Source organism: Streptomyces xylophagus (assembly GCF_000716435.1).
GTDB classification, from domain to species: domain Bacteria; phylum Actinomycetota; class Actinomycetes; order Streptomycetales; family Streptomycetaceae; genus Streptomyces; species Streptomyces xylophagus.
In genome coordinates, this window is the sequence record NZ_JNWO01000005.1 from 347,747 (window position 1) to 359,568 (window position 11,822).

An 11,822-nucleotide genomic window follows, 5' to 3' on the forward strand; every position below is an offset into this window, starting at 1 on the left:
GGCGCTCACGCATGGCTGCGGAGCGCTGTGGCTAGAGCGCTCTGAACAGCCCTTCCTGGACGACCGAGACGAGCAGGCGGCCCTCCCTGTCGTAGATGCGCCCGCGGGCCAGACCGAGGCCGCCCGTCGCGATCGGGGACTCCTGGTCGTACAGGAACCACTCGTCCGCGCGGAACGGCCGGTGGAACCACATGGCGTGGTCGAGGGAGGCCATGTCGAAGTTCCGCGGTCCCCACAGGGGTTCGACGGGGATACGGACGGCGTCCAGGAGCGTCATGTCGCTGGCGTACGTCAGCGCGCAGGTGTGCACCAGCGGATCGTCGCCGAGCGGCCCGACCGCGCGCATCCACACCGCGCTGCGCGGCTCGGCGTCCTTGATCTCCTCGGCGCTCCAGCGCAGCCCGTCCGCGTACCGGATGTCGAAGGGCTGACGCCGAGCCATCCGCTCCAACTGCTCCGGCAGCGCGCCCAGATGGGCCCGGACCTCCTCCGCCACCGTCGGCAGGGACTCCGGGTCCGGGACCTCGCGGGCCGGCGGCAGCTGGTGCTCGAACGGACCTTGCTCAGGCTTGTGAAAGGAGGCGGTGAGATTGAAGATCGTGCGGCCCTGCTGCACGGCGGTGACCCGACGGGTGGTGAACGACCGCCCGTCCCGCACCCGCTCGACCTGGTACACGATCGGCACGCCCGGCCGGCCGGGGCGCAGGAAGTACGCGTGCAGCGAGTGCACGGGCCGGTCGCCCTCGGTGGTGCGCCCGGCGGCGACCAGCGCCTGGCCCGCCACCTGGCCGCCGAAGACCCGCTGCAGGGACTCCTGCGGGCTGCGGCCACGGAAGATGTTGACCTCGATCTGCTCCAGGTCGAGCAGGTCGACGAGCCGCTCTGCCGGGTTCGTCATGGGTGGGATTCTCCTGTGCTCACAGCTGGCCGACGTCGGTGACGCGGACGACCGCACGGCCCTCCTCGTCGGAGGCCGCGAGATCGATCTCCGCGCTGATGCCCCAGTCATGATCGCCGTTCGGGTCGGCGAAAATCTGCCGAACGCGCCACAGGCCGTGCTGCGGCTCCTCCTCGATGAGCAGAAGCTTGGGCCCGCGGGCGTCGGGTCCGGTGCCGAGGTCCTCGTACTCGTCCCAGTACTTGTCCATCGCCTCGCCCCAGGCATCCGCGTCCCAGCCCGCCTCGGCGTCCAACTCGCCCAGCTCCTCGACATGGTCGAGCGCGGCGAGCTCCACCCGGCGGAACATCGCGTTGCGCACCAGGACCCGGAAGGCACGCGCGTTCGCGGTGACCGGTTTGACCTGGTCGGCCTTCTCCTGGGCCTCCTCGGCGGTCATCTCGGCCGGGTTGGCCAGCTGCTCCCACTCGTCCAACAGGCTGGAGTCGACCTGGCGCACCATCTCGCCGAGCCAGGCGATCAGATCCTGAAGGTCCTCGGACTTGAGGTCGTCCGGGACGGTGTGGTCGAGGGCCTTGAAGGCGCCGGCGAGGTAGCGCAGCACGATGCCCTCGGTGCGGGCCAGCTCGTAGTAGGAGGTCAACTCCGTGAAGGACATGGCCCGTTCGTACATGTCACGGATCACGGACTTCGGGGACAGCGGATGGTCGCCGACCCACGGGTGGCTCTTGCGGTACGTGTCGTACGCGTGGAAGAGCAACTCCTCCAGCGGCTTGGGGTAGCTGACGTCCTGGAGGCGCTCCATGCGGTCCTCGTACTCGACGCCGTCCGCCTTCATCGCGGCCACTGCCTCGCCGCGCGCCTTGTTCTGCTGGGCGGCCAGGATCTGGCGCGGGTCGTCCAGCGTGGACTCGACGACGGACACCATGTCCAGTGCGTACGACGGGGATTCGGGGTCCAGCAGCTCGAACGCGGCGAGCGCGAAGGTCGACAGCGGCTGGTTGAGGGCGAAGTCCTGCTGCAGGTCGACGGTGAGGCGCACGATGCGGCCCTCGGCGTCCGGGGTGTCGAGCTTCTCGACGATGCCGCCGTCCAAGAGCGAGCGGTAGATGGCGATCGCGCGCCGGATGTGCCGCAACTGCTGCTTGCGCGGCTCGTGGTTGTCCTCGAGAAGATGCCGCATCGCGTCGAAGGCGTTGCCGGGGCGGGCGATCACCGACAGCAGCATCGTGTGCGTGACCCGGAACCGGGACGTCAGCGGCTCCGGATCGGAGGTGATGAGCTTCTCGAAGGTACCTTCCGTCCACCCGACGAAGCCCTCGGGCGCCTTCTTGCGGACGACCTTCCGGCGCTTCTTCGGGTCGTCGCCCGCCTTGGCGAGCGCCTTCTCGTTCTCGACGACGTGCTCGGGGGCCTGGGCGACCACGAGACCGGCCGTGTCGAAGCCAGCGCGTCCGGCGCGTCCCGCGATCTGGTGGAACTCACGGGCGCGCAGGGTGCGCACGCGGATGCCGTCGTACTTGGCCAGTGCCGTGAACAGCACTGTGCGGATGGGCACGTTGACGCCCACCCCGAGCGTGTCCGTGCCGCAGATGACCTTCAGCAGACCGGCCTGCGCGAGCTTCTCCACCAGGCGCCGGTACTTGGGCAGCATGCCGGCGTGGTGCACACCGATGCCGTGCCGTACGTAACGGGAGAGGTTGCGGCCGAACTTGGTGGTGAAGCGGAAGTTTCCGATCAGCTCGGCGATCTGGTCCTTCTCCTCGCGCGAGCTCATGTTGATGCTCATCAGCGCCTGCGCCCGCTCCACGGCCTGCGCCTGGGTGAAGTGCACGATGTAGACCGGCGCCTGCCTGGTCTCCAGCAGTTCGGTCAGCGTCTCGGTGAGCGGGGTCAGCCGGTACTCGTAGGACAGGGGCACCGGCCGGACCGCCGAGCGGACCACCGAAGTGGGGCGCCCGGTGCGCCGCGTGAGGTCCTTCTCGAACATCGCGACGTCGCCGAGCGTGGCCGACATCAGGATGAACTGCGCCTGCGGCAGCTCCAGGATCGGGATCTGCCACGCCCAGCCGCGGTCCGCCTCCGCGTAGAAATGGAACTCGTCCATGACGACCTGGCCGACGTCCGCGTGCTTGCCGTCGCGCAGCGCGATCGACGCGAGAACCTCCGCGGTGCAGCAGATGATGGGGGCGTCGGAGTTGACGGACGCGTCGCCGGTCAGCATGCCGACGTTCTCGGTGCCGAACATCTTGCACAGCTCGAAGAACTTCTCGGAGACCAGCGCCTTGATCGGGGCGGTGTAGAAGGTGACCTCGTCCCGGGCCAGCGCGGCGAAGTGCGCACCGGCGGCGATCATGCTCTTGCCGGAGCCGGTGGGCGTCGACACGATCACGTTCGCACCGGAGACCACCTCGATCAGCGCCTCCTCCTGATGGGGGTAGAGCGTGAGACCGCGCTCCTTGGCCCACGACTCGAAGGCTTCGTAGAGGGCGTCGGGATCTGCGGTCGGCGGCAACTGGTCGATGAGGGTCACGACCCCATCTTGCCTGGCGCCGTGGCCGATGGGGGAATCGGCTGCGGGGACGAAGATCGCTACCGCTACGCTGTGGCGCCGACAGAGTGTCAGGGCACCCGAGCAACTGACCGGCGGCGTAAGAGGAATGGGGCGGGGAACGGCCATGATGGGACCAGCACACTCACTGTCGGGAGCGGCGGCCTGGCTCGGCGTCGGAGCCGCGACCGCCGCCGCCGGGCACCCGATGCCCTGGCCGGTCATCCTGGTCGGCGCCCTGATCTGTGCCGGCGCCGCGCTCGCCCCGGACCTCGACCACAAGGCGGCGACCATCTCGCGGGCCTTCGGACCACTCTCCCGGGGCGTGTGCGAGGTCGTCGACAAGCTCTCGTACGCCGTCTACAAGGGGACCAGGAAGCAGGGCGACCCGCGCCGCAACGGCGGGCACCGCACCCTCACCCACACCTGGCTGTGGGCGGTCATGATCGGGGCGGGGAGTGCGGCCGTGGCGATCCTGGGCGGTCGCTGGGGAGTGCTGGCGATCCTCTTCGTGCACATGGTGCTGGCCATCGAGGGGCTGCTGTGGCGGGCGGCCCGCGGCTCCAGCAGCGACATCCTGGTGTGGTTGCTGGCGGCGACCAGCGCGTGGATCCTCGCCGGAGTGCTGGACAAGCCGGGCAACGGTTCGGACTGGCTGTTCACGGACCAGCACCAGTACCTGTGGCTGGGCCTGCCCGTCGTGCTGGGCGCGCTGGTGCACGACATCGGGGACGCGCTGACCGTCTCCGGCTGCCCGATCCTGTGGCCGATCCCGTTGGGCCGCAGGCGCTGGTACCCGATCGGGCCGCCGAAGGTGATGCGGTTCCGCGCGGGCAGCTGGGTCGAGCTCAAGGTGCTGATGCCGGTGTTCATACTGCTCGGGGGAGTGGGCTGCGCGGCGGCGCTCAACGTGATCTGAGCGCCCACCCCCGTTCCGGCGCGGGCAGTGGCCTACGCCCCGTCGGAACCCTGGCCCGCCCCGCCGCCGTAGCGCCGCTCGAACTGGGCGATGCGACCCTCGGTGTCCACCGTCCGGGCCTTGCCGGTGTAGAAGGGGTGGCTCTCCGAGGAGATCTCCACGTCCACGACCGGGTAGGTCTCGCCGTCGTCCCACTCGATGGTCCGTTCGCTGGTCGCGGTGGACCGGGTCAGGAAGGCGTATCCGGCGGCGCGGTCCCGGAAGACCACGGGGTGGTAGTCGGGCTGCTTGTCCTGCTGCATGGCTGCTCCTCGTGCGGCGGGGATGTCGGTGACGGCGAAGAGGCGGCGAGGTCAGCCGTAGAGGGAGTCCTCGTCCTCGTCGACGATGTGCATCGCGGCCTCCTCGGCGGAGGCGGCCGCGCCGTCGATGCCCACGTCCGTGGCGATCAGGCCGCTCTCCTCGTCCTCGTGCGCCCCTTCGTCGGGTGCCACGAGCCGACCGGAGCGGGTGTCGCCGACCTCGAAGTCCCGGAGTTCGCCGTCGGTGTCCTCGGAGTCGCCGAGGCCGTCGCCGTCGGACGCGGAGACATCCGGGACCTCCTCGGCGAGGCGCTGGTCGAGCGTCTCCCCGTGTTGACGCTCCGCGGCTGTGACACCGTCGTGTTCCACCGCCCAGGGGCGGTCCGGTGGGGACCAGCCGCGGTCGAGGGGATCCTCGACGCCGTCGGCCACCAGGGTGTCCTCCGCGTCGAGCAGACCCGCGTCGTCCTGCACCTCGGATCCGTCGGGCTGGTAGACGTCGTCTCCCCATCCGTCGGCGCTGTTCACAGGTACCTCCAGGTGGTGGGGACCGGCCCGTTCTCACCGCGGTCGGCGGCGGGTCGCCGCTGTGCGGGGCACAGGCGGCGCCCGGCACGAACCACAGGGTTCCCGGGCACTCCCCGAACCGGTGCCGCTCCCCAGCCTTCCACCCCTTTTCCCCCGCGCGCAACGGCACGCGTCCGGCTCCGGTGCGGTACAGCGCCCAGAAAGGGGCGCGGGGAACTGCGCGACCAGCCCCCACCGGCCCGCAGCCAAGCCACGTCCTTCCCCGACCGGCCCTCACCGACCCGCAGACCAGTCACCCCCTCCCCGACCAGCCCCCCCCCGACCGACCCCCAGGTCAGTCACCGCTCCACCAGCGGAGCTACCCGTGCCACGACCGCCACAGCGCCGCGTACGCCCCCTCCGCCGCCACCAACTCGTCGTGGCTGCCCAGTTCGCTGATGCGGCCGTTCTCGACGACGGCGATGACGTCCGCGTCGTGGGCGGTGTGCAGGCGGTGGGCGATCGCGACGACCGTGCGGCCGTCGAGGACACGGGCCAGGGAGCGCTCGAGGTGACGGGCCGCACGCGGGTCGAGGAGCGAGGTCGCCTCGTCCAGGACCAACGTGTGCGGGTCGGCCAGCACCAGCCGGGCCAGCGCGATCTGCTGGGCCTGGGCCGGGGTGAGCGCGAGCCCGCCCGAGCCGACCTCGGTGTCCAGGCCCTCGTCCAGCGCCCGCGCCCACCCGTCCGCGTCGACCGCGCCCAGCGCCGCCCACAGCTCGGCGTCCGCCGCGTCGGTCCGGGCGAGCAGGAGGTTGTCGCGCAGGGAGCCCACGAAGACGTGGTGCTCCTGGTTGACGAGGGCCACGTGGGAGCGGACGTGTTCCGCGGTCATCCGGGACAGTTCGGCACCGCCGAGGGTGATCCGGCCGTCCCGGGGCGCGTAGATGCCGGCGAGGAGCCTGCCCAGGGTGGACTTGCCCGCGCCCGAGGGGCCGACCAGGGCCAGCCGGGTGCCGGGCGCGACCTCCAGGGACACCTTGCGCAGCACGTCGACGCCCTCGATGTAGCCGAAGTGCACCCGGTCCGCGTGCACGTCCCGGCCCTCGGGGGACAAGGTGGCGTCCCCGGCGTCCGGCTCGATGTCGCGGACGCCGACCAGCCTGGCCAGCGAGACCTGGGCGACCTGGAGCTCGTCGTACCAGCGCAGGATCAGGTTCACCGGGTCGACGAGCATCTGCGCGATGAGGGCGCCCGTCGTCAGTTCGCCCACCCCGATCCAGCCCTGGAGGACGAACACCCCGCCGAGCATCAGGACCGAGCAGAGCACCGTGACATGGGTGACGTTGATGACCGGGAAGAGCACCGACCGCAGCCAGAGCGTGTAGTTCTCCCAGGCGGTCCACTCCTTGACTCGGCGCTCCGAGAGGGCGATGCGCCGGTCGCCGAGTCGGTGGGACTCGACGGTGCGGCCGGCGTCCACGGTCTCGGCGAGGGCCGCGGCCACGGCGGCGTACCCGGCGGCCTCGGAGCGGTAGCCGGCCGGTGCGCGCTTGAAGTACCAGCGGCAGCCGATCACCAGCACCGGCACAGCGATCAGCACGGCGGGCGCCAGCGGTGGCACGGTCACGACCAGACCGCCGAGCAGCAGCACCGCCCACACCACACCGATCGCCAGTTGCGGCACGGCTTCGCGCATCGCGTTGGCGAGCCGGTCGATGTCGGTGGTGATGCGGGACAGGAGGTCGCCGGTGCCCGCCCGTTCGAGGACGCCCGGGGGCAGCCCGACCGACCGTACGAGGAAGTCCTCGCGCAGGTCGGCCAGCATCCGCTCGCCGAGCATCGCGCCGCGCAGCCGCACCTGCCGGATGAACACGGCCTGGACGGCGAGCGCGACCACGAACACCCCGATGGTCAGGCCCAGATGGAGTTCCCGCGCACCGTCCGACACCCGCTCGACGAGGTCGCCGAGCAGATAGGGGCCCACCATCGAGGCGATCACGGCCACCGTGTTCACGCTCACGAGGACGAGGAAGGCGCGGCGGTGCCGCTCGAACAGTTCGGACACGTAGGCGCGTACGGTCGCGGGGGCGCCGACCGGCAGAGTGCTGGCCGTGGTCGGGGCCGCCGGGTCGTACGCCGGGGGCGCCACGCCGATCATGCGCTTTCCTCGATTTCTTCCAGTGCGCTCCGCAGAGCGGCTTCGTCGTCGTCCAAGGCACCCCGGAGAGGAGCCTCGTCGTGCCTCGCGGCCTCGGCCTCGTCCTCGGTCTCGCGCGTCACCACGGCCCGGTACCGGGGCTCGCTGTGGAGCAGGTCGCGATGGGTGCCGACCGCCACGACCTCGTCCTCGTGCACGAGGACGACCCGGTCCGCGTGGTCGAGGAGCAGGGGCGAGGTGGTGAACACCACTGTGGTCCGGCCGGCCCTCAACTCCCGTACGCCGTCGGCGATCCGGGCCTCGGTGTGGGAGTCGACGGCGGAGGTCGGCTCGTCCAGGACGAGCACCTCCGGGTCCGTGATCAACGACCGCGCCAGAGCGAGCCGCTGGCGCTGTCCACCGGAGAGGGAGCGTCCGCGTTCGGTGATGCGGGCGTCCATCGGGTCCTCGGTGTCGAGCGACCCCTGGACGAGCGCCACCAGCACGTCCCCGCACTGCGCGGCGGCCAGGGCCTCCTCGGCGCCGACCGCACCCGAGGCGGGCACGTCGAGCAGTTCGCGCAGCGAACCGGACAGCAGTACCGGGTCCTTGTCCTGGACGAGGACGGCGGTGCGCGCCGAGTCGAGGGGGAGTTCGTCGAGCGGTACGCCGTCCAGGAGCACGGAGACGCCCGCCTCGGCCGGGTGTCCGCCGAGGCGTTCCGCCAGCCGCCCTGCCGCGTCGGGGTCGCCGCACACCACTGCGGTGAGCCGGCCGGAAGGAGCGAGCAGACCGGTGTCCGGGTCGTACAGGTCCCCGGCGGGCACCTCGGCCGCACGCGTTCCCACGGTGTCGGTGACCCGCTCCAGGGACAGCACACGCGCGGCGCGTTTCGCCGAGGGCCGGGAGAAGGAGTACGCCATGGCGATCTCCTCGAAGTGCCGCAGCGGATAGGACATGACCATCACCGCGCTGTAGATGGTGACCAGTTCGCCGACGGTGATCCGGCCCTGGCGGGCCAGCTGCACGCCGTGCCAGACGATCGCGATCAGCAGCAGCCCCGGCATCAGCACCTGGATCGCGGAGATGATCGCCCACATCCGGGCACTGCGCACGGCCGCGTGGCGCACCTCCTGCGAGGCACGGCGGTAGCGGTCGAGGAACAGTTCCTCGCCGCCGATGCCGCGCAGCACCCGCAGTCCGGCGACGGTGTCGGAGGCCAGTTCGGTGGCGCGGCCCGCCTTCTCGCGCTGCACGTCGGCACGCCGGGTGGCGCGGGGCAGCAGCGGCAGCACGGAGATCGCCAGCACGGGCACGCCCACCGCGACGACGACACCGAGCGCGGGCTGGTAGACGAACAGGCCGACGCACACGATGACGATCGTCAGCGCGGCGGCGAGGAAGCGGGACAGCGCTTCCACGAACCAGCCGATCTTCTCGACGTCACCCGTCGACACGGCCACGACCTCACCGGCGGCGACCCGCCGGGTCAGCGCCGAGCCGAGGTGGGCGGCCTGGCGGGCCAGGAGCTGCTGGACGCGGGCGGCGGCCGTGATCCAGTTGGTGACGGCGGCCCGGTGCAGGAAGGTGTCGCCCACGGCGATGCCCGCCCCGCACAGCACCATCAGCCCGCCGGTCTGGGCCAGCCGGCTCCCGGAGCGGTCGACCACGGCCTGCACGGCGAACCCCACACAGAACGGCAGCGCGGAGACGGACACGAAGTGCAGCAGTCCCCAGGCCAGGGCCTTGAACTGGCCACGGAGCTGATTCCGGCCGAGCCACCACAGGAACCGAGGCCCCGAGCGCGCGTCCGGCACACCCGGGTCGGGATACGGAAGGTCTTGAATCTGCATGACGTCCCAGTGGCTCTTGTCAGGCGGGAAGGAGGAGGAAGGAACCGCGGAGTGCGGCAACAAACCGTGAAAGGTTCGCGTCGCAGCGTGGTCGGAAGCAAGCGGTTTTCCTCGCCGGGGGTCAGAACCGGCGTTCACCCATCGGGGGAGAGATGTCCGTGACCTCACCCAATGTCACTGAATGCGATGTGAGCATGGGCCGATGCAGAGTGGCGGCACACGACGTGCGATGGTCGCGATGGCGGCTCTCGGTTCCCTCCTGACGATGACGACCCTGACCGCGTGCGGAAGCGCGCACACGGGACACCCCGACGGTCGGCAAGGCAGACCCGGCGCCCCGGCGGCCCATCCGAGAGCGGCCGCCGCCACCCCCGACCGGACCCGCATCCCGGACGTAGGTGACCGACTCCACCGAGACATCCCCGCCGACACACGCCAGGTCCTCGCGGTCTACGGTGACGGCAAGGACTCCCCGGACTCCACCGCCGTGCTGTTCACCAGACGCGGCTCCACCTGGGACCGGACCCGCAGCTGGCCCGCGCACAACGGCAAGAAGGGTTGGACCCTCGACCATCACCTCGACGACCGGCGCAGCCCCGTCGGCGTGTTCACGCTGACCGCAGCGGGCGGTGTGCTCGACGACCCGGGAACGGCCCTCCCGTACTCCCAGGACGAGTCGTACGAGGCGCCGCGCGACTGGGACGAGTCGCACTGGCACGACTTCGACTACGTCATCGCCATCGACTACAACCGCGTCCCGGGCACCCCGCCCGACGACGCGGAACAGCCCGAGGGCGAGGACAAGGGTGGCGGGATCTGGCTGCACCTGGACCACGGCAGCGGTACGTCGGCCTGCGTCAGTCTGTCCAAGGAAGCGATGGAGTACCTGCTGCGCACACTCGACCCGGAGCAGCATCCCGTGGTGCTGATGGGGGACAGGGCGGACCTCAAGGGGTAGAACACCGCCCATGAGAAACCGGATAGTCATGTCCATGCTCGCCGGGGCGACCCTCCTGGCGAGCACCCTCCTCGGGGCGAGCCCCGTCCAGGCGGCCGAGACGCAGACCCAAGTGGTCGACACCCAGACTCAAGCGGCCGATACGAATGCCCAAGTCACCGACGTCCCCGCCGAGTTCGGCACCGACTGGCACGACCCCCTCACCGCGGCCCCGCCCATCGCCAAGCCCGCCACGAAGTCCTGCCAAGTCACCCTCGCCGACACCGAGTTCCGCGACTTCACCCCGTACGAGGGCACCTACACACCGCCCAAGGCCTGCGGTGACCGCTGGAGCAAGGTGGTGCTGCGTCTCGACGGCACGGTCAAGGGGCGGCAGTACGACCGCCTCGGCTATCTGCACGTCGGCGGGGTCGAGATCCTGCGCACGTCGACACCGGAGCCCTCGCCCGACGGCATCGCGTGGTCCGTCGAGAAGGACGTCACGCGCTACAGCGCCACCTTCCGCAGCACGCAGGACGTCGAGATGCTCATCGGCAACGTCGTCGACGACACCTACACCGGCGTCATCGGCGTCAAGGCCACGCTGACGTTCTACGAGGGCAGACCGGCGGCGGCGCAGACCCCCGACCGCGTCCTCACCCTCGCCTCCGACTCGACGCTCACCACCCCGCGCAACAGCGAACGCATCGTCGCCGAGGTGTACGCCACCGGATCCGGCGGCGGCTGCGAGGAGTTCTGGTACCTCGCCGTGCCCGACTCGGCGCCGTACTCCTGCCAGGCCGACAAGGGCCCCTACCGCGAGGTCCAGATCAAGGTCGACGGCCAACTCGCCGGAATCGCCGCGCCGTTCCCGAACGTGTGGACCGGCGGCTGGTCCGATCCCTTTCTCTGGTACGTCATTCCGGGCCCGCGCGCCTTTGACGTCAAGCCGATCGAATACGACCTCACGCCCTTCGCCGGACTGCTCGACGACGGCCGCCCGCACCACATCGACGTCTCCGTGGTGGGCGTGCCCGAGGGGCAGAGCGGGTGGAGCGCGCCGGTGAACGTGCTGGTCTGGCAGGACGCGCAGCGCGCCCAGGTCACCGGGAAGCTCACCGTCGACCGGGCGGGCGAGATCGCCAACTCCTCGACGTACACGCCCGGTTCGGAGGAGCGTGTGGACACCGAGGCGGGGCATCGGCTGACCGTCTCCGGGTACGTCGACACCTCGCACGGCCGGGTGACGACCACCGTCGACCGGACACTCGCGAACACCTCCGTGCACCGTTGGACCGACGGCGAGAACACGGACGGGCTCGACGCGACCTGGACGGACGACGAGTCGGTGACCGTGGACGGGCGTGGGCCGGCGCGGACGACGTCCACGCATCGGACGTACACGATGAACGGTGAGACGTCGATCGGGACGGACGACCGGCTGCGTACCGTTCTCGCGCTGGGCGACCGGGCGGCCGTCGTCGACACGCGGGACGGGCGGCGGACCGGGTGGTCGCGGCTCGACGACACCTACAGCGGGGACGCGACGTACACGCTCGGCGTGCCCCGTGACCAGCGGCACGCCGTCGGGACGTCGAGTGAGCGCTATCGGCTGTACGGCTCGGGCCGCTGCTACGACCGTTCGCTGAAGACCGTGCAGGGGGTGCTCACCGAGGACCGCAGCGGCTGCTGAGTCGTCGTGCGTGCGACGCGTC

9 protein-coding genes are annotated in these 11,822 nt (G+C 70.8%); 3 read left to right on the forward strand and 6 right to left on the reverse strand.

All coding sequences use genetic code 11. The annotated features are described in order from the left end of the window. Positions 1–31: 31 nt before the first annotated feature. Complete coding sequence (locus tag OO70_RS12940; RefSeq protein WP_043668699.1) at positions 32–898, reverse strand: acyl-CoA thioesterase; 867 nt, start codon at positions 896–898, stop codon at positions 32–34. Positions 899–917: 19 nt separating this feature from the next. After that, positions 918–3,431, reverse strand: a complete 2,514-nt coding sequence (locus OO70_RS12945) for a DEAD/DEAH box helicase (RefSeq protein ID WP_043668702.1) — start codon at positions 3,429–3,431, stop codon at positions 918–920. Positions 3,432–3,576: 145 nt separating this feature from the next. On the opposite strand from OO70_RS12945, the gene OO70_RS12950 reads away from it, so the two are divergent. Continuing rightward, complete coding sequence (locus tag OO70_RS12950; protein WP_043668704.1) at positions 3,577–4,368, forward strand: metal-dependent hydrolase; 792 nt, start codon at positions 3,577–3,579, stop codon at positions 4,366–4,368. 32 nt (positions 4,369–4,400) lie between these two features. Here OO70_RS12950 and OO70_RS12955 read toward each other — a convergent pair whose 3' ends face one another. The 4 genes from OO70_RS12955 to OO70_RS12970 form a co-directional block, all read right to left on the reverse strand. Further along, positions 4,401–4,670 (reverse strand): type B 50S ribosomal protein L31, encoded by a 270-nt coding sequence (locus tag OO70_RS12955; RefSeq protein ID WP_043668706.1) that lies wholly within the window; start codon positions 4,668–4,670, stop codon positions 4,401–4,403. A 51-nt stretch (positions 4,671–4,721) separates the two neighbouring features. Further along, positions 4,722–5,198: a DUF5709 domain-containing protein gene (locus OO70_RS12960; protein WP_043668709.1), complete on the reverse strand. Its 477-nt coding sequence runs from the start codon at positions 5,196–5,198 to the stop codon at positions 4,722–4,724. 358 nt (positions 5,199–5,556) lie between these two features. Continuing rightward, on the reverse strand, positions 5,557–7,338 hold the full coding sequence (locus OO70_RS12965) for an ABC transporter ATP-binding protein (protein ID WP_043668712.1): 1,782 nt from the start codon (positions 7,336–7,338) through the stop codon (positions 5,557–5,559). After that, the gene (locus OO70_RS12970) at positions 7,335–9,170 is read right to left on the reverse strand and encodes an ABC transporter ATP-binding protein (RefSeq protein ID WP_043668714.1); all 1,836 of its coding nucleotides are present in this window, start codon (positions 9,168–9,170) and stop codon (positions 7,335–7,337) included. The genes OO70_RS12965 and OO70_RS12970 overlap by 4 nt, the downstream gene beginning before the upstream one ends. Before the next feature lie 202 nt (positions 9,171–9,372). Between OO70_RS12970 and OO70_RS12975 the strand changes: the two genes are divergently transcribed. Both OO70_RS12975 and OO70_RS12980 read left to right on the forward strand, forming a co-directional pair. Beyond that, a complete protein-coding gene (locus OO70_RS12975) occupies positions 9,373–10,128 on the forward strand; it encodes a L,D-transpeptidase family protein (protein ID WP_043668717.1) in 756 nt (251 codons plus the stop codon). A gap of 10 nt (positions 10,129–10,138) precedes the next feature. Further along, complete coding sequence (locus OO70_RS12980; RefSeq protein ID WP_324604852.1) at positions 10,139–11,800, forward strand: peptide-N4-asparagine amidase; 1,662 nt, start codon at positions 10,139–10,141, stop codon at positions 11,798–11,800. The last annotated feature ends 22 nt before the right edge of the window (positions 11,801–11,822 follow it).